The organism is Pseudonocardia sp. Ae505_Ps2 (assembly GCF_001932425.1).
Taxonomy (GTDB): Bacteria; Actinomycetota; Actinomycetes; order Mycobacteriales; family Pseudonocardiaceae; genus Pseudonocardia.
In genome coordinates this window covers 2636646-2652850 of the sequence record NZ_MCIP01000001.1, presented here as the reverse complement: position 1 = coordinate 2652850, position 16205 = coordinate 2636646, and the positions used below count along the sequence as shown (strand labels likewise).

Genomic DNA, 16205 nt, shown 5'->3' with positions numbered 1-16205 from the left:
CACCGGTGGAAGCAGCATGCCATCTCGTGACGATCGACAACTCCCGCTGGTCGCTGCGGATGCCGCGGCGCACCCGGCGACTCACCCAGCTCGTGGCCGGCCTCGTCGCCTACGGGGTCTCGATGGCGCTGACGATGCGCGCGACCCTCGGGTCGACCCCCTGGGACGTGTTCCACCAGGGCGGCGCCGGCCGTACGACGCTGTCGGTGGGCGCGGTGACCGTCGTCGTCGCGGTCGGGGTGCTGCTGCTGTGGATCCCGCTGCGGGAACGGCCGGGGATTGGCACGGTGACCAACGTCGTCGTCATCGGGGTCACGGTGGACCTGGCGCTCGCGGTGCTGCCCGCCCCGGAGGCGCTGTGGCTGCGGGTGGGGTTCGCCGTCGCCGGGATCGTGCTGAACGCGGTGGCGACGGCCGCCTACATCGGGGTCGGGCTGGGACCGGGCCCGCGGGACGGGCTGATGACCGGGCTCGCGGCCCGCACCGGCCTGTCGGTACGGCTGGTGCGGACCGCGATCGAGGTGACGGTCGTGCTGGTCGGGTGGTCGCTCGGCGGTGTCTTCGGCCCGGTGACGGTGGTCTACGCGCTCGCCGTCGGGCCGCTGGTGCAGTGGTTCCTGCCGCGTGTGAGCGTGGGTGCGGTCAGCCCGTCACCTTCGACAGCCAGTTCCCGTTGCTCAGATCCATCTTGACCCCGTCGACCATCACGGTCGGGGTGCCGAACCGGCCACCGGGCGCCACCGCCGGGTCGGCGACGGCGGCCCTGGTCGCGTCGGCGATCGCCTGGCTGTTGGCCTGGCGGGTGACGCAGCCGGCGAAGTCGCCCTTGGCGCCCAGCTCCGTGCCGAGCGCGATCAGCTCCTGCACCGACTTCCCGGCACTGCCCTCGGCGGGCTGGTCGGTGTAGAGGCGGGAGTGGTAGGCGGGAAAGATCCCGGCGTCGGCGGCGCACAGTGCGGCGTTGCCGGCGCGGGTGGAGTAGCCGGGCGGGGTCGAGCGCTCGTCGAGGATGACGATGTGGTGATAGTTGATCTTCGCCTTGCCCTCGTTCACCGCGGTGGTGAGCTGGTTCCCGACGCCGCTCTCCAGCTGCTTGCAGGCGGGGCAGAGATAGTCCTCGTAGAGGTCCACGGTCACCGGGGCGGCCTGGTTCCCGGCCTTCACGACGACGCCGTCGCGGGTCACGGGGTAGGTCGCGACGGTCGCCTGCTGGTAGTTCTGGTACAGCACGTAGACGCCGGTGGCCAGGGCGATGACCAGCACCAGGGCGCCGATCCCGAGGTTGCGACCGAGCCCGCCCGAGGTCCGCGGCGGGCTGATCCCGGCCGCCTGCAGCCGGGCCTGCGCGGCCTCCCGGCGCTCGCGCTCACTCTGTCCCATCAGTGCTCCTCCGTCGCGTCCGCCGGCGCCCGCCGGTCGTGGTCGTGTGTCCCGGCCCGGTCCCCGCGCCCGTCGAGGGAGAACAGCGTCCGCGGGCGCACCGCCAGGAACACCGCGGCCGCTGTGAAGGCGAGGTCGCGCAGCAGGGACGGGCCGTAGCTCGTGTCGTCGGGGTCGACCGGCCCGCCGCCGCCGAAGCAGCCGCAGTCGATCGCCAGCCCGCGGGCCCACGCCTGCACCAGCCCCGCGACGAACGCGAGCAGCAGCACGGTGCCCACCACCGCGGCGAGCCGGGTGGCGAGGCCCGCGAGCAGCAGCATGCCGAGCGCGATCTCCAGCGGCGGCAGCAGGGTCGCCACCGGCACGACGAGAGCGTCCGGCAGCACCCGGTAGGCGGCGACGGCGACGGCCGTGGTGAACGGCTCGCTCAGCTTCACCGCTCCCGACACCAGCCAGACCGCGGCGAGTCCCAGCCGCAGCACGGTGCCCAGCACGTCGAGCGGGCGGGCTGCGGTCACGACGGAGGAGCCTAGCGATCCCGCCGGGTCAGAACTCCTCGCGGGCGGACTCCTGCTCGAGCAGCGCGTCGAGGTCAGTCAGCCGCTTCATCGTGGCGACGGCACGGACGGTGCGGTTGTTGCCCGCCATCGTCTCCTCGTGGCGGTGCACGAACTGCCAGTAGCCCGCGGTGAACGGGCAGGCCTTCTCCCCCACCCGCACCGTCGGGTCGAAGGCGCAGCCGGAGCACAGGTCGGTCATCCGGTTGATGTAGGCGCCGCCGGAGGCGTAGGGCTTGGTGGCCATCCGTCCGCCGTCGGCGTGCTGGCTCATCCCGATCACGTTGGCGGGCATCACCCAGGCGAACCCATCGACGAACGCCGTCGCGAACCAGTCGTTGAGCTCCGCGGGCCGGTAGCCGCGCTGCAGGGCGTGGTTGCCGAGGATCATCAGGCGCGGGATGTGATGGGTCCAGCCGCGGTCGCGGACCCCGCCCAGTGCGTGCGACAGGCAGTTCGCGGTGACGGCGTCGGCGTCGAGGTCGGTCCACCAGTCCGGCAGCGGCGTGCGGGCCCGCAGGTGGTTGCGACGCGTGTAGCCGCGCCCGAAACGCCAGTACAGCTGCCAGACGTACTCCCGCCAGCCGAGGATCTGACGGACGAACCCCTCGACGCTGGACAGCCGGGCGTCCCCGTCGCGGTAGGCCTGCTCGGCGGCGTGCACCGCCTCCAGCGGGTGCAGCGCACCCAGGTTCATCGGCACCGACAGCAACGAGTGCGCCATCGCCCAGTCCTGCTCCAGCACCGCGTCCTCGTACGGGCCGAAGGTGTCCAGACGGTGCCGGACGAAGTGCCGCAGGGCCGCGGTCGCCTCCTCGTGGGTGACGGCGAAGCGGCGCGGTCCGTCCCGGCCGACGGTGGGGTACCCGGCCGCGTCGAGGTCGGCCCGCACGCGTGCGTCGACGTCGTCCTCGCGAGGCTCCCAGGGCGGCTCGACGTCGAGTGTCCGGGCGCCCTTCGGCGGGGACTCGCGGTTGTCGTGGTCGTAGTTCCACGTCCCGCCGACGGGCTCCTCCCCGTCCATCAGCACGGAGAACCGCTCGCGCTGGGCGCGGTAGAAGTCCTCCATCCGGAAGGTCTCGCGGTCACCGGCCCAGGCGTCGAACTCGTCCTTCCCCAGCGCGAAGGTGGGGGTGGGCCGGACCTCGGTGACCAGCCCCTCCCGCACGAAGCGGCGGACCATGTCCGAGGCGGGGAACGACGTCGGCTGGTGCACCACCACCGGGCGGCCGACGCGTTCCAGTGCCTCGCGGTAGGTGTCGGTGCGCAGGTGGGTGGCCCGGTCGCCGAGCTGCTCGGCGAGGTGGCGCATCCCGGACAGGACCAGGTGCAGCTTCTGGCGGTGGTGGCGACGCCTGCCCAGCGCCCGCGCGGACTCGACGATCACGATCTCGCGGTCGGCGAACTCCTCGGTGTCCCACACGTGCGGACCGAGCTGGTCGGCGAACAGCCAGAGCGGAGCCGTGTCATCGGACGACATCGACCCAGTGTCGGGCCGGTCGCGCACCGCCGCGCGGCGACCGCATCCGTCCTATCGTTGCGGGCGTGAACGATCCGGAGCTGGAGGCGGAACTCGCCGACCACAGCCACGACCACTCCCATCGGGACGTCTCGGGCGGCTGGCTGCGCGCCGCGACGTTCGGCGCGATGGACGGCCTGGTCACCACCATCGCGCTGATCGCGGGCGTCGGCGGGGGCGGGGCGGACCGCGACCTGATCGTGCTGACCGGACTGGCGGGCGTCGTCGCGGGGGCGTTCTCGATGGCCCTGGGCGAGTTCGCCTCGGTCGGCACCCAGAACGACGCGCTCGACGCCGAGGCCGCCGTCGAACGCCGCGAGCTCGTGCTGCACCCGCGCGCCGAGGAGCACGAGCTGGCCGCCCGGTTCCGCGAGATGGGACTGACCGGGCAGACGGCGGACGCCGTCGCGCGCGAGCTGCACCGCGACCCTGAGCTGGCGCTGCGGATGCACGTCAGCCAGGAGCTGGGCGTCAGCCTGGACGACAAGCCCTCGCCGTGGGTGGCGGCGACGTCGTCGTTCGCCGCGTTCGCGGTCGGTGGCCTGATCCCGCTGCTGACGTTCCTGCTCGGCTACGGCTCACTGGCGCTCGGTCTCGCCGTCGGCGGGCTCGGCCTGCTCGTCGCGGGGGCGCTGACCTCGCGGTTCACCTCCCGGTCGTGGTGGGCGGCGGCGCTGCGCCAGCTGGCGTTCGGCGCGATCGCGGCCGGTGCGACCTACCTGGTCGGGATGCTCATCGGGGTCAGCGCCGCCTGAGCGGGCTCAGTCCTCGACGCTGATCACGCGGGCCGGGCACACGTGCTCGGCCTCCTTCACCGCGTCCCGGTCGCCCTCGGCGGGCGAGTCGGTCAGCAGATCGACGATTCCGTCGTCGTCCTGGTCGAAGACGTCGGGCGCGGTCACCACGCACTGGCCGGCCCCGATGCACAGTTCCTTGTCCACGATCACGCGCATGGACATCAGAATGCCACCGGCAGCGCGTGCACGCCGTAGACGGCCATGTCGTCGCGGAACGCGATCTCCGAGTCCGGCACGGTGACACGCAGCCCCGGGAAGCGCCGCAGCAGCGCCGGATAGGCGATCTGCAGCTCGAGGCGGGCCAGCGGCTGCCCGAGGCACTGGTGCACCCCGAACCCGAACGCGACGTGCCGGTTCGTCCCGCGGGACACGTCGACCTCGTCGGGGTGCGGCCACTGCCTCGGGTCGCGGTTGGCCGCCTCGGCGGCGAGCACCACGCCCTCCCCCGCCCGGATCGTGACGCCGCCGATCTCCAGGTCCTCGGTCGCGACCCGGCGACGGCCGATGTGGGTGACGGTGAGGACCCGCAGCAGCTCCTCGACCGCGCCGCGGACCTGCGTGGCGTCGCCGTCGCGGACGGCGGCGAGCTGGTCGGGGTGGAGCAGCAGGGTCAGCGTGCCGAGGGCGATCATGTTCGCCGTCGTCTCGTGCCCGGCGACGAGCAGCAGCAGCGCCGAGGCGCTCGCCTCGTCGACGGTGAGGTCCCCGGCCGCGACCCGGGCGGCCATGCCGCCGAGCACGTCGTCGCGCGGCTCGGCCAGCCGGGCCCGGACGAGTCCGGCCAGATAGTCCTGCAGCGCGTCCGACGCCGCGGCCGAGGCCTCCGCGCTGGAGGTGAGGTCGACCATGATCCGGCTCTGGGCCTCGAAGAACGCGTGGTCGACGTAGGGCACCCCGAGCAGGTGGCAGATCACCAGCGACGGCAGCGGCAGCGCGAACGCCTGCACCAGGTCGGTCGGGTTCTCCCCGGCCTCCATGGCGTCCAGCAGCTCGGTGACGGTCTGCTCGATCAGCGGCCGGAGGCGCTCGATGCGGCGCACGGTGAACTCGCCGATGAGCATCCGCCGGTGCCGGGCGTGCTCGGGACCGTCCATCATGATGAAGCTGCGGCGGCGCCCCTGGGACCGCACGTGTCGCGACCGCGACGTGGCCGGGTAGCCCTCGCGGTCGGCGTCGGCGGACAGCCGCTCGTCGGCGAGCGCGGTGCGGACGTCGTCGTAGCGGGTGACGAGCCACGGCGTGCTGCCGTCCCAGATCCGGACGCGGGCGACGCCCGACCCCCCGGCGGGGCACTCGTCCTCACGGATGCGGGCGAGTTCGGCGGGCGGGTCGAAGGGACACTCACGCGCCATCGGGTAGGTGGGCACGGGTTGGGTCACGGCGGTCATCGGCATCACTCCCACCAGAGATGTTAGCAATGCACAGTTTCGCCGCGCAACGATCCTTCCCGGGGAGCGACCCTCCCGGGAGACGGGAACGGCCCCGTCCCGGGGTCGGGACGGGGCCGCTGGGCGGTGGAGGTGCCGGGAATCGAACCCGGGTCCTCCGTCGGTTCACGAGGGCTTCTCCGTGCGCAGTCCGCTGTGTCTCTACTCGGATCCACCGGTCACGCGAACAAGCCGGTGTGACGATCCCAGCCGCTGTTGGATGTCCCCTGCGGTTCCGCGGCCGAACCGCAGGGTGAGTCCCCTGAATGATGTCGGGACCCGGAGCGGGGACGCCTCCGGCCCGACAGCCCCTACCTGGTGATCAGGCAGCGAGCGCGTAAGCGCTCTGGGCAGTGCGACTGTTGTCGGCACTTATTTTTTTGCGACGCATGGTTAACGAGATCATCGTCGCCTTCCTCGGCACGCTTCACCTCGATCAACGATCGGAGTCGAAACCGTTCACCCCCTGGTCGGGTCCCGCGGGACCCGCGGTCCATCTGCACTCCGCCCGGACGTACCCGGACGGACGCACAGCATAACGCCCCGCGCCCGCCCGGACATTCCGGTTGCCGGTGGGTGGCGTGTCACCCGGCCGCGACCTCGTAGGTGTGCCCCGCGGCGCGCAGCCGGTCGACCAGCACGTCGCCCAGCGCGGTGGCCGGGGTGAGGCAGCCCGCGCGGTCGGGCAGCGCGGACCCGCCCAGGGCCAGGGCGAGGCCCGCCTCGGCGAACATCACCGCGGTGGCCGCGTAGCCGGGGTCCCCGGGGCCGGACACCCGCACCCGGTAGCGACGCCCGGACTCGGTCTCGGCGCGGACGTCCATCCGGAACCAGCCGCGCTCGCGGGTCCGCTCCGACGGCCCGGTGCCCGGCGCGGGCAGCACCCGGTCCAGCAGCGGGCGGATCGGCCGGACCATGAACGCGCCGACCAGCGCGCCGAGCCCGGCGGTGACCACCGCCGCTGCGACCGCGCCGGACACCCCGCGCCCGCAGCCCTGCAGCTCGCCGTAGCGCAGGCCGCGGCCGTAGGCGTGGTCGAGCAGCGCGTTCGAGCGGCGCACGATCCGGGTGTTGTACGACGCCATCACGAACGGCGCGGTCCAGGTGCCGTCCGGGAGCCGGGCCGGCGGCCCCGCGTCCGCGGGCTGCGACGGCGTCGGCTCGGCCGCGGGGTCGGGGCTCAGCGAGTGCGGACGGGCGGCCAGACGCCGGGCGTCGCGATCGGTGCGGACGGTGTCCAGCTGCCCGCGCAGCGAGTCCACCGTGCCGCCGGAGACCCCGCCGCGCATCGTCGCGACCGTGCGGACCTCGGTGAGCCCGCCGGCGCCGTCGGCCTGCGCGGCCCGGTGCGCGAGCCACACCCCCAGATCGGAGGGGACGGAGTCGTAGCCGCAGGAGTGCACGATCCGCGCACCGCTCGCGCGGGCGGTCTCGTGGAAGCGGTCGATCGCCTCGCGGACGAACAGCCCCTCACCGGTGAGGTCGGCGTAGTGGGTACCGGCCTTCGCGCACGACCCGACCAGCCCCAGGCCGTACTTCGCGTACGGGCCGACCGTGCTCAGCACCACGCGCGCGCCCGCGGCGAGCCGGTCGGTCGCGGCCGGGTCGGCGGCGTCGGCGACGATCAGCGGCCAGTCCCGGGCCGACCCGGGCAGCGACGCCCGGGTCGCGGCGAGCTTGGCCTCCGAACGCCCGGCCAGCGCGATGCGCACCCCGGGCGGGGCGTGCTCGGCGAGGTGGCGGGCGATGAGGCCGCCGACGAAACCGGTCGCGCCGTAGAGGGCGATGTCGACCGGTTCACCCGGGGCGGCTCCTCCGGTCGGGTCGTGCTGTGGGCTGACCATCTAGGAACTCCTCGTGTCGTCGACGCCCAGCAGCGCGGCCGGGGCGTCGTGCAGGACCGAGCGCAGGAACGGCGCGCCGAGGCGGGGTTCGGCGGCGGCCCAGTCGGCGATCGCGGCGAGCTGTTCGGCGTAGGCGTAGGGGATGTTGGGGAAGTCGGTGCCGAGCACGATCCGGCCCGGGTACTCGGCCAGGCGCGCCGGCCAGTCCGACGGCAGCGGGGAGAGCCGCTGGGAGAACGCGGTGCCGACCATCGTCGTGTCGAGCACCAGGTTCGGGAACCGGTCGAGCAGCTCCAGCGCGCCCCGGAAGTCCGGCATGCCCGCGTGGGCGAGCACGATCCGCAGGTCCGGGTGGGCCTCGAGCACCTCGGCGAAGATCTGCAGCCCGGTGTACTCGCCGGGGATCGGCCCGTCGCCGCAGTGCACGACCGCGGGGACACCCGCGTCGGCGAGCAGCCCCCAGGCGTCGCGCAGCAGGGGGTCCCGCGGGTCGAACCCGCCGACCTGGACGTGCACCTTGACCAGCCGCGCCCCGTCGGAGACGGCACGGCCGAGGTAGTCCACGACCGAGGGCTCCGGGTAGAGGGTGGCCGTGCGCACCGCACGCGGGTGGCTGTCGGCGAACTCGCCCGCCCAGCCGGTGAGCCACTCCCCCATGCCCGGCTTGTGCGGGTAGGTCAGCGGGGCGAACGCGAGCACGCCGAGCCGCTCCAGGACGGCATAGCGCTCATCCTCGGGCAGCCGGTAGTGCACCGGCCACGGGGTGCCGTAGTGGGTCTCGGCGGCGTCGAAGTAGGCCCAGACCTTGTCGAGCATCCGCTGGGGCAGGAAGTGCACGTGCACGTCGACCAGGCCGGGCAGGCCCAGCTCGGCGGTCCAGCGAGGCACGTCGGCATCGTCGACCGGCGGGACGGGAAGATCCACGGCCCCACCCTAGGCGGGCCGTGGCTCAGCCGCGCAGGTCCCGGGCCCGCCCCTTGGCCGCGCGGCCGACGGCACGCGCGATCTCCTTCTGGGCGTCCTTCTTGGCCAGGTCGCGGCGCTTGTCGTAGTCCTTCTTGCCCTTGGCGAGCGCGATCTCGCACTTGACCTTGCCGTCGTTGAAGTACAGCGACAGCGGCACCAGGGTGAGCCCGCCCTCGCGGGTCTTGCCCATCAGCCGGTCGATCTCCCCGCGGTGCAGCAGCAGCTTGCGGGTGCGGCGCGGCTCGTGGTTGGTCCAGCTGCCGCGCACGTACTCCGGGATGTGCAGGTTGCGCAGGAAGACCTCGCCGTCGTCGATCGTGGCGAAGGCGTCGACCAGCGACGCCCGGCCCAGACGGAGGCTCTTCACCTCGGTCCCCTTGAGCGCGACCCCGGCCTCGAACTCCTCCAGGATCGCGTAGTCGTGCCGGGCCCGACGGTTCTGCGCGATCACCTTCCGGCCCTGTTCCTTCACACCACCAGCCTACCCGCGGTGCGCCACCGGTATCCGACCGCGGCATCGCCGGAGCAGTGCTCTTGCACTTCGGCGACGCCGCGTGCAGACTCATCTGCGAGAGCACTGCTCTCGTATCGGACCAATGATCACAGGAGGCGGGCATGACGACGACGGTGCTGGTGACCGGGGCGAGCGGTGGGATCGGCGGGCATCTGCTGACCGCGCTGGCCGGCCGGGACGTGACCGTGCGGGCGCTGGTCCGCGATCCCGACCGCCTGGCCGGTGCCGGTGCCGGCGTCGGGGTCGAGGTCGTGCGGGGCGACCTGCGCGACCCGGGCGCCGTCGCCGCGGCGCTGCACGGGGTCGACGCGGCGTTCCTCAACTCCCCCTCGGCTCCCGACGCCGCGACGACCCAGATCGCGGTGGCCGACGCCGCCGCGACCGCCGGGGTGAACCGGCTGGTACTGCTGTCTCAGTTCGCGGCGCGGGCGGACTCCCCGGTGCGGTTCCTGCGCTGGCACGCCGCGGTGGAACAGCACGTCCGCGACCTGGGCATCGGCCACGTGGTGCTGCGGCCGAACCTGTTCCTGCAGGGCCTGCTGGCCTTCGCCCCCCTGGTCGCGGCGACCGGCCGGTTCGGCACCCCGATCGGCGACGCCGCGGTGAGCGCGATCGACGTGCGCGACATCGCCGACGCCGCCGCGGCGGTGCTCACCGGCGCCGGATCCGACGGCGTGGTGCACGACCTGACCGGACCGCGTGCCGTCACCCACGCCGAGATCGCGGCGGCCCTGGCCGAGGCGACCGGACACCCGGTGTCGTTCGACGACCTCACCCCGGAGGCGTTCGCCGCCGCCCTGGACGGGGTGCTGCCACCCTGGCAGGCCGCGGGACTGGTCGAGGACTACGCCCACTACGCGCGCGGCGAGGCGGCCCGGGTGGACGACGCCGTCGCCGTCCTCACCGGCCACCCGGCCCGCACCCTGGAGGAGTTCGCCCGCGACCACGCCGCGGCATTCGCCCCCGCGGGGCCGAGCGCTCAGACCTTCACGTAGGCCCGCAGCGTCACGTAGCCGGTGATCCCCGCGACGAGCGCACCGGTGGGCACGAGCAGCGCCGAGACCACCAGCACGTCGGAGATCCGGACCGGCGGGATCACCCCGGCCTGCCCCATCGCGGCGAACAGGTCGTCGACGACGGCGTACTTGGCCGCGACCAGACCGATCCCGGCGAGCGCCCCGCCGACGGCACCGGCGATGGCGGCTTCGACCAGGAACGGCAGCTGTGTGGTCCAGCGCGTCGCCCCGACCAGGCGCATCACGCCGACCTCCGTGCGCCGCATGAACGCCGACACCTGGACCGTGTTGGAGATCAGCAGGATCGCCGCGAGCGCCTGCACGACGGCGAGTGCGAACGCCACGTTGCGCACCCCGTTCAGGAAGTCGAACAGGGTCCCGACGACGTCGCGCTGGTCGATCACCCCGCGCACCCCGGGCCTGCCCTCGACGGCGGCCCGGGCGGCCGCGGCGCCCGCCTGCTGGTCGGTGAGGGTGACCCGCAGGGTGGCGGGCAGCGACTGCGGCCGGGCGACGTCGGCGACCGACTGCCCGGCGAACAGCTCGCGGAAGCGGGTGTAGGCCTGCTGCTGGGACTCGAACGTGACCCCGCCGACGCCCGGGGCGGCCTCCAGCGCGCTGCGCAGCGACGCGCACGTCGGCCCGCTGCAGTCGGGATCGGTCTCCGAGACGTCCGGGGTGAGCGCCACCTGGATCTCGAGCCGGTTCGTGTAGAGCGCGGAGATGTCGTCGATGGTGCGCAGCACGAGCAGGCCCGCACCGACCGACATCAGGGTGACCGCGGTGGTCAGCACCATCGCGACGGTCATCGTGACGTTGCGGCGCAGGCCGGAGGAGACCTCACGGGTGAGCAGGGCGGGGCGCATCTACCGGCCCGCCCCGTACACCGCGCGGGCCTCGTCGCGCAGCACGGCGCCGTCGGCCAGCTCGATCACCCTGCGGCGCATCGCGTCCACGATGGACGAGTCGTGGGTGGCCATCAGCACCGTGGTGCCCCCACGGTTGATGCGCTCCAGGACCTGCATGATCTCCCGCCCGGTCTCGGGGTCGAGGTTGCCGGTGGGTTCGTCGGCCAGCAGCAGCGGGGGCCGGTTGACCGACGCCCTGGCGATCGCGACGCGCTGCTGCTCGCCGCCGGACAGCTCGTGCGGCAGCCGCTCGGCCTTGCCCTGCAGCCCCACCATCTCCAGCAGCTCCGGGACCGCGATCCGGATCTCCGACGGCTTGCGCCCCAGCACCTCGAGCGCGAACGCCACGTTGCCGGCGACGGTGCGCTTGGGCAGCAGCCGGAAGTCCTGGAAAACGCAGCCGATCCGCTGGCGCAGCCGCGGCACCTTGCGCCGGGGCAGCCCAGCGACGTCGAGGCCGTCGACGAGGATCGATCCCGAGGTGGGGACGTCCTCGCGCAGCAGCAGCCGCAGCAGCGTCGACTTGCCCGACCCGGACGGTCCGATCAGGAACACGAACTCGCCCGCCCCGACCGTCGCGGAGACCCGGTCCAGCGCCGGACGCCCGGACGTCGGGTACCGCTTGGTGACGTCCCGCAGCTCGATCACGGAGCGGGACGGTACCGCCGCCCGGAGTGCACGGGCGGTGACGACACGCCCGTCAGTCCGGTCCGGCGACGACCGGGGCCCGCGACGGGTCGAGCGCACCGGCGAGCCGGTCCAGGGCCGGGGCCGCCGCCCGCAGCGTGACGGCGTCGGCGTCGTCGAGGTCGTCGAGGGCAACCCGGATCTGCCGCGACCAGGCCGCGACCAGCAGCTCCCGGTGCCGGGCGGCCCGCGCCGTGGGGTGGAGCAGGGCACGACGACCGTCGGCCGGGTCGGCCCGGCGCTCCACGAGGTCACGTTCGACCAGCGATCGGACGGTGGTGCTGACGTTGCTGGCCTGCAGGCCGAGCCCGCGCGCCACCGTCGAGACGGGATGCCCGGGACGCGCGGCGACCCACCGCAGGACCTCGTGCTCGGACCCGGTGATCGCGTCCAGCCCGACCGCGTGCTCACCCGCCGCCCGCAGCACGCGCGACAGGTCGTGCACGGCGTCCACCATGGCCGCCCAGTCGTCGTCACGCTCCTTGACCTCGGTCACAGACGCGATACTACGCGACAGGTCATATATACCTTCATAGGTAATCGTCACAGGAGAGGACAGTCATGACCGTGGGTACCGAGCAGGCCGCGCCGAGGACGGTGCGGGGCCGCACCGTCCCGGACGGCGTGTGGATCAGCGTCCTCGCGCTGCTGACGGCCGTCGCGCCGCTGGCCACCGACATGTACCTGCCGGTGCTGCCGACGGTGGCGGCCGAGCTGGGGACCTCGGCGTCGGCGTCGCAGCTGACCCTGACCGCGTTCCTGGTGGGGCTGGCCGTCGGGCAGCTGGTGATCGGCCCGCTCTCGGACAGCTGGGGGCGGCGACGCCTGGTCGTCGCCGGCACCGTGCTGCTGTTCGTCGCGTGCCTGGCGAGCGCGGTCGCGCCGTCGGTCGCGGTGCTCGTCGTCGCCCGGTTCCTGCAGGGCTTCGGCGGGGCGGCCGGCCTGGTGCTGAGCCGGGCGATGATCTCCGACCGCACCACCGGTGCGCGGACCGCGCAGCTGTTCTCACTGATGATGGCGATCAACGGGATCGCGCCGGTGGTGGCACCGGTGATCGGCAGCTCGCTCGGCGGGGTCGTCGGCTGGCGGGGCATCTTCGTGGTGCTGGCCGGGCTGGCCCTGCTGATGCTGGTGTCGTCGCTGGTCGCGGTGCACGAGACGTTGCCGGTCACGGCCCGCAGCACCGGCGGTGTGCGACGGACCTTCGCCGACGTCGGCGCGCTCCTGCGCCGCCGTCGCTACGTCGGCTACGTGCTGGCCTTCGCCACGGCGTTCTCGATGATGTTCGCCTACATCTCCGGGTCGCCGTTCGTGCTGCAGCAGACCCTCGGCCTCTCGACGACGCAGTACGCCCTCGCCTTCGGGGCGAACGCGGCCGGCCTGGTGCTGGGCAACGTCGTCAGCGGCCGGCTCGCCGCGCGGATCGCCCCACGGCGCCAGCTCGTGACGGCCGTCGGCGGACTGGTGGTGCTGTGCGCGGCCCTGCTGGTCGTCGCGCTGCTGGGAGCGGCGCGCTGGCCGGTGCTGGTGCTGCTGTTCGCGACGCTGACGACGCTGGGCTTCGTGATGGGCAACAGCGCGGCGCTGGCCACCGGTGAGGTCCGTGACCGCGCCGGGGCCGGCTCGGCCCTGCTGGGGGCCACCCAGTTCGGCCTCGGGGCCCTGGTCTCGCCGCTGGTCGGGTCGAGCGCGACGGCGATGGCCGTGACCATGCTGACCGCGGCCGCGCTCTCCGCCGTGTCGCTCGCCGCCCTGACCCGCGGGGCGACCGCGGCCGACTGAGCCCGCCCGGGCTCGCCCGCGGCACCGCCCCGCCGCGCCGCCCGGCCGAGCCGACCCGCCGCACCGACCGACCCGCCGCACCGCCGATCCGTCCCGCCGCGCGTCGGACGCGCGCCGAGATGCAGCTCAGCGGGAGTTGTCGATCTCTGCGGCCCGCTGAGGTGCATCTCGGCGCACCGCGACCGACCCGGGGCGCGGCGCGGACCGCGACGCGCACCCCGCGACGCGCGAGGCAAGAGGCGCGAGGCACGAGACGCGAGGCGGGCGAACGACGGGACGCGGGAGCGTCGTCAGGGGGCGGTGATCTCCACCGGCAGCCCGGGGTCGGCGAACGAGACCGTGACCGCGCCCGGGACGGCGGCACCGGCGGTCCGCGTCCCGGTGGCCGGGGCCTGTGGCTCCAGACGCAGCCGGAGCAGCCGTCCGCGGTCGGCGGGGGCGGCGTCGGGGGCGCCGAGCCAGGCGGTGAACCGCGGGGTCGGCGAGACCAGCCCGGCGAGCTCGTCGAGACGGGTCCCGACCGCCGGGTCCGGGGCACCGGCCCGTGCGGCGGCGAGGTCCACGGACCCGGTGTAGGTCGTCGCGGCGACGCCGTCGACGTCGGTGGTCCCCGGCGCGGCGACGACGTCGCGCAGGCCGGGGGCGGCGTGCAGCATCCCGCCGACGGCGCCGACCGGGACGAGCCCGGTGGACAGCGGCTGCCAGCGGTCGCTCCCGCCGAAGCGGACCCAGGCACGGTCGTCGAGCACCCTGACCTGGGCGCCACGGGTGCCCAGGGCCACGGTGAGGTCCGCGGCGAACGGGGTGAAGCGGGCGGGACCGGAGGCACGCACCGGGCCGGTGACCGAGTCCAGCTCGACGTCGACCCGCGCCGAGCCGGCGTCGACGAGCGCGGTGCCCGCCGCGGCCACGGCGTCCTGGGCCGACGGTGCGGCGACGGCCGCGGGCGGGGCGCCGTCCGCGGCAGGCTCCTGGGCACCGCCGGTGCACCCGGCGAGCGCGAGCAGGACGAGCGCGCCGCAGGCGGCGGCCGCGCGACGACCCCGGCTCACGAGGCGGATTCGGTCTGCTTGCGCCAGCGGATGCCGGCCTCGATGAACTCGTCGATCTGGCCGTCGAGCACCTGCGAGGGGTTGCCCTCCTCGTGCTCGGTGCGCAGGTCCTTCACCAGCTGGTACGGGTGCAGCACGTAGTTGCGCATCTGGTTGCCCCAGGAGGACCCGGCCTCCTTGAACGAGTCGCGCAGCTCGCGCTCCTCCTGGCGCCGCTTCTCCAGCAGCTTCGCCTGCAGCACGGCCATCGCCGAGGCCTTGTTCTGCAGCTGGGAGCGCTCGTTCTGGCAGGCGACGACGATCCCGGACGGGATGTGGGTCAGCCGGACCGCGGAGTCGGTGGTGTTGACGCCCTGACCGCCGGGCCCGGAGGCGCGGAACACGTCGACCCGCAGGTCCTTCTCGTCGATCTCGATGTGGTCGGAGGTCTCGACGACCGGGGCCACCTCGACACCGGCGAACGACGTCTGGCGCCGGCCCTGGTTGTCGAACGGCGAGATCCGCACGAGGCGGTGGGTGCCGGCCTCGACCGACAGCGTCCCGAACGCGTACGGGGCGTGGACGGCGAAGGTGGCCGACTTGATGCCGGCCTCCTCGGCGTAGGACGTCTCGTAGACGTCGGTGCCGTAGCCGTGCCGCTCGGCCCAGCGCAGGTACATGCGCAGCAGCATCTCGGCGAAGTCGGCGGCGTCGACCCCGCCCGCCTCCGAGCGGATGGTCACCAGGGCCTCGCGCTCGTCGTACTCGCCCGAGAGCAGCGTGCGGACCTCCAGCGAGGAGATCTCGCTGCGGAGCTTCGCGCGCTCGGCGTCGGCGTCGGCGACCGCGGACTCGTCGCCCTCGTCCTCGGCGAGCTCGTAGAGCACGGGCAGGTCGTCGAGCCGGCGGCGCAGGTCGTCCAGCCGGCGCAGGTCGCCCTGGGCATAGGCCAGCCGGCTGGTGATCTGCTGGGCGGCGTCGACGTCGTCCCAGAGGTCCGGCCGGCCCGCCTGCTCGGACAGTTCCTCGATCTCCTGGCGCAGCCGGGGCACGTCGGCGACGGCCTCGATGCTGGACAGCGTGGTGTCGAGGTCCTTCAGGTCGGCCTGGACGTCGGAGTTCACAACGGTCGAGGGTACGCGGGGTGCGCCCCGGTTCAGTCCTGGGGGATCGCGTCGATCAGCTTGATCATCGCCCGGGTGTGGGCGACGGCGAAGTCCGCGACCGGGCGGCCGTAGGGGTCGTCGGTCGCGCGGGCGGCGGCACGCGCCACCGCGAGCCGCTCGGCGTAGGCCTCACGGGCGGCCGCGACCAGCTCGGTGCGCTGCTTGACCGTCAGCGTCCCCGCGTGCAGCAGCCGCAGCACCAGCGGGCTGCGGACGGCGTCGGCGTCGCCGCCGGTGGCGAGCCAGTGCTTGAACGACCGCTTGCCCGCCGCGGTGATCACGTACTGCTGGCTGGCCCGCGGGCCCTGCTTGCCCAGACGCAGCAGCGCCTCCTCGGTCAACGCGGGCAGCTCGCGGTAGACCTGGCTGCGGGTGACGGAGAAGAACAGCCCGAACCGCTCACCGGCCGCTGCCACCAGCTGCCCGCCGGTCATCGGCCCTCCGTGGAGCAGGCCGAGGAGAGCGGCGGCGGTGGCGTTGACCGGTGTGACGGGTGCCATCGTCCGACGGTCCCACGTCCGGGCCGGGCGCGCGAGTCCACAGCGCACATCCGCCCTGAGCAGACGGCGTGCACTGTGGCCTCGCGCCGGCCTCGCGCCGGCCTCCGGCCC

Annotated in this window: 18 protein-coding genes and 1 other RNA gene; 4 read left to right on the top strand and 15 right to left on the bottom strand. The window is 73.9% G+C overall.

Annotation, left to right across the window (positions count from 1 at the left end; genetic code table 11):
• Positions 1 to 26 precede the first annotated feature (26 nt).
• Positions 27 to 692 carry a hypothetical protein gene (locus tag Ae505Ps2_RS12775; protein ID WP_249265259.1) on the top strand — a complete coding sequence of 222 codons (666 nt, stop codon included), beginning with the start codon at positions 27 to 29 and terminating at the stop codon, positions 690 to 692.
• Here Ae505Ps2_RS12775 and Ae505Ps2_RS12770 read toward each other — a convergent pair.
• The 3 genes from Ae505Ps2_RS12770 to Ae505Ps2_RS12760 are packed head-to-tail and all read right to left on the bottom strand — an operon-like array spanning position 643 to position 3417.
• A complete protein-coding gene (locus tag Ae505Ps2_RS12770; RefSeq protein ID WP_075308046.1) occupies positions 643 to 1380 on the bottom strand; it encodes a thioredoxin domain-containing protein in 738 nt (245 codons plus the stop codon). The genes Ae505Ps2_RS12775 and Ae505Ps2_RS12770 overlap by 50 nt on opposite strands.
• A complete protein-coding gene (locus Ae505Ps2_RS12765; protein ID WP_075308048.1) occupies positions 1380 to 1898 on the bottom strand; it encodes a MauE/DoxX family redox-associated membrane protein in 519 nt (172 codons plus the stop codon). The genes Ae505Ps2_RS12770 and Ae505Ps2_RS12765 overlap by 1 nt, the downstream gene beginning before the upstream one ends.
• A 28-nt stretch (positions 1899 to 1926) precedes the next feature.
• On the bottom strand, positions 1927 to 3417 hold the full coding sequence (locus tag Ae505Ps2_RS12760; protein ID WP_075312296.1) for a cryptochrome/photolyase family protein: 1491 nt from the start codon (positions 3415 to 3417) through the stop codon (positions 1927 to 1929).
• Between the two features lie 65 nt (positions 3418 to 3482).
• Here Ae505Ps2_RS12760 and Ae505Ps2_RS12755 point away from each other — a divergent pair, with 65 nt between their 5' ends.
• On the top strand, positions 3483 to 4211 hold the full coding sequence (locus tag Ae505Ps2_RS12755; protein ID WP_075553643.1) for a VIT1/CCC1 transporter family protein: 729 nt from the start codon (positions 3483 to 3485) through the stop codon (positions 4209 to 4211).
• A gap of 6 nt (positions 4212 to 4217) precedes the next feature.
• On the opposite strand, the gene Ae505Ps2_RS12750 is transcribed toward Ae505Ps2_RS12755, so the two are convergent.
• The 6 genes from Ae505Ps2_RS12750 to smpB form a co-directional block, all read right to left on the bottom strand.
• On the bottom strand, positions 4218 to 4409 hold the full coding sequence (locus Ae505Ps2_RS12750) for a ferredoxin (protein ID WP_043280175.1): 192 nt from the start codon (positions 4407 to 4409) through the stop codon (positions 4218 to 4220).
• Positions 4410 to 4414: 5 nt separating this feature from the next.
• Positions 4415 to 5641, bottom strand: a complete 1227-nt coding sequence (locus tag Ae505Ps2_RS12745; RefSeq protein ID WP_075312298.1) for a cytochrome P450 — start codon at positions 5639 to 5641, stop codon at positions 4415 to 4417.
• A gap of 124 nt (positions 5642 to 5765) precedes the next feature.
• Positions 5766 to 6147: a transfer-messenger RNA gene (ssrA, locus tag Ae505Ps2_RS12740) on the bottom strand.
• A gap of 117 nt (positions 6148 to 6264) precedes the next feature.
• Positions 6265 to 7524, bottom strand: a complete 1260-nt coding sequence (locus Ae505Ps2_RS12735) for a saccharopine dehydrogenase NADP-binding domain-containing protein (protein ID WP_075308050.1) — start codon at positions 7522 to 7524, stop codon at positions 6265 to 6267.
• Positions 7525 to 8448, bottom strand: coding sequence for an amidohydrolase family protein (locus Ae505Ps2_RS12730; RefSeq protein ID WP_075308052.1), 924 nt, complete (start codon positions 8446 to 8448; stop codon positions 7525 to 7527).
• A 25-nt stretch (positions 8449 to 8473) separates the two neighbouring features.
• Complete coding sequence (gene smpB, locus Ae505Ps2_RS12725; protein WP_043280662.1) at positions 8474 to 8962, bottom strand: SsrA-binding protein SmpB; 489 nt, start codon at positions 8960 to 8962, stop codon at positions 8474 to 8476.
• A 143-nt stretch (positions 8963 to 9105) separates the two neighbouring features.
• On the opposite strand from smpB, the gene Ae505Ps2_RS12720 reads away from it, so the two are divergent.
• Complete coding sequence (locus Ae505Ps2_RS12720; protein ID WP_075308054.1) at positions 9106 to 9999, top strand: NAD(P)H-binding protein; 894 nt, start codon at positions 9106 to 9108, stop codon at positions 9997 to 9999.
• Here the strand turns inward: Ae505Ps2_RS12720 and ftsX are convergent.
• Genes ftsX through Ae505Ps2_RS12705 form a run of 3 tightly spaced genes read right to left on the bottom strand, consistent with a single transcriptional unit; the run spans position 9984 to position 12111 of the window.
• On the bottom strand, positions 9984 to 10886 hold the full coding sequence (gene ftsX / locus Ae505Ps2_RS12715) for a permease-like cell division protein FtsX (RefSeq protein ID WP_075308056.1): 903 nt from the start codon (positions 10884 to 10886) through the stop codon (positions 9984 to 9986). The two genes, Ae505Ps2_RS12720 and ftsX, sit on opposite strands and share 16 nt — an antisense overlap.
• Positions 10887 to 11576 (bottom strand): cell division ATP-binding protein FtsE, encoded by a 690-nt coding sequence (gene ftsE / locus Ae505Ps2_RS12710; RefSeq protein ID WP_043280365.1) that lies wholly within the window; start codon positions 11574 to 11576, stop codon positions 10887 to 10889. It abuts the gene before it with no gap.
• 52 nt (positions 11577 to 11628) lie between these two features.
• On the bottom strand, positions 11629 to 12111 hold the full coding sequence (locus Ae505Ps2_RS12705; RefSeq protein ID WP_020625917.1) for a MarR family winged helix-turn-helix transcriptional regulator: 483 nt from the start codon (positions 12109 to 12111) through the stop codon (positions 11629 to 11631).
• Positions 12112 to 12176: 65 nt separating this feature from the next.
• On the opposite strand from Ae505Ps2_RS12705, the gene Ae505Ps2_RS12700 reads away from it, so the two are divergent.
• Positions 12177 to 13397 carry a multidrug effflux MFS transporter gene (locus Ae505Ps2_RS12700; protein WP_075308058.1) on the top strand — a complete coding sequence of 407 codons (1221 nt, stop codon included), beginning with the start codon at positions 12177 to 12179 and terminating at the stop codon, positions 13395 to 13397.
• Positions 13398 to 13687: 290 nt separating this feature from the next.
• Here the strand turns inward: Ae505Ps2_RS12700 and Ae505Ps2_RS12695 are convergent, their stop codons facing one another.
• The 3 genes from Ae505Ps2_RS12695 to Ae505Ps2_RS12685 are packed head-to-tail and all read right to left on the bottom strand — an operon-like array spanning position 13688 to position 16094.
• Positions 13688 to 14449 carry a hypothetical protein gene (locus tag Ae505Ps2_RS12695; protein WP_075308060.1) on the bottom strand — a complete coding sequence of 254 codons (762 nt, stop codon included), beginning with the start codon at positions 14447 to 14449 and terminating at the stop codon, positions 13688 to 13690.
• The gene (gene prfB / locus Ae505Ps2_RS12690) at positions 14446 to 15552 is read right to left on the bottom strand and encodes a peptide chain release factor 2 (RefSeq protein ID WP_060713113.1); all 1107 of its coding nucleotides are present in this window, start codon (positions 15550 to 15552) and stop codon (positions 14446 to 14448) included. The genes Ae505Ps2_RS12695 and prfB overlap by 4 nt, the downstream gene beginning before the upstream one ends.
• A gap of 32 nt (positions 15553 to 15584) precedes the next feature.
• Complete coding sequence (locus Ae505Ps2_RS12685; protein ID WP_020621783.1) at positions 15585 to 16094, bottom strand: helix-turn-helix transcriptional regulator; 510 nt, start codon at positions 16092 to 16094, stop codon at positions 15585 to 15587.
• Between the last annotated feature and the right edge of the window lie 111 nt (positions 16095 to 16205).